Annotated in this window: 2 pseudogenes; one reads left to right on the top strand and one right to left on the bottom strand. The window is 66.5% G+C overall.

Annotation, left to right across the window (positions count from 1 at the left end):
• Positions 1-73: pseudogene (locus EN852_RS35855) on the bottom strand (hypothetical protein); the annotation flags it as partial.
• 1 nt (position 74) lies between these two features.
• On the opposite strand from EN852_RS35855, the pseudogene EN852_RS35860 reads away from it, so the two are divergent.
• Positions 75-391 (top strand): annotated as a pseudogene (locus EN852_RS35860) (GNAT family N-acetyltransferase); the annotation flags it as partial.

Raw genomic sequence — 391 nt, forward strand, 5'->3', positions numbered from 1 at the left:
GCCGCTGCACTGACGATGGGATGTTCATGCCTTCGCGGTATTTCGCGACGGTGCGGCGAGCGATGTCGACGCCTCGCGACATCAGGGTGCTCTATCTCGACGGCGCGCCGGCCGGCTTCTTCGACCTCAAGCCGCATCTGCCGGACGAAGTCGAGCTCGCCTATTTCGGTATGATGGAGCATGCGCACGGCCAGGGCATCGGCCGCTGGTTCCTCGGCGCAGCGATCTCGGCGGCCTGGGCGCATGGGCCACGGCGCGTCACCGTGCAGACCTGCACGCTCGACCATCCGGCGGCTCTTCCGCTTTACCAGAAGCTCGGCTTCACGCCGGTGGCGCAGAAGAAGGAAGTGGTGCATCCGCTGACCTTCGCCGAGCGCTCGGCCAGCGTCAT

The sequence above is a fragment of the Mesorhizobium sp. M2E.F.Ca.ET.209.01.1.1 genome (genome assembly GCF_004010375.2).
Classification (GTDB): Bacteria; Pseudomonadota; Alphaproteobacteria; order Rhizobiales; family Rhizobiaceae; genus Mesorhizobium.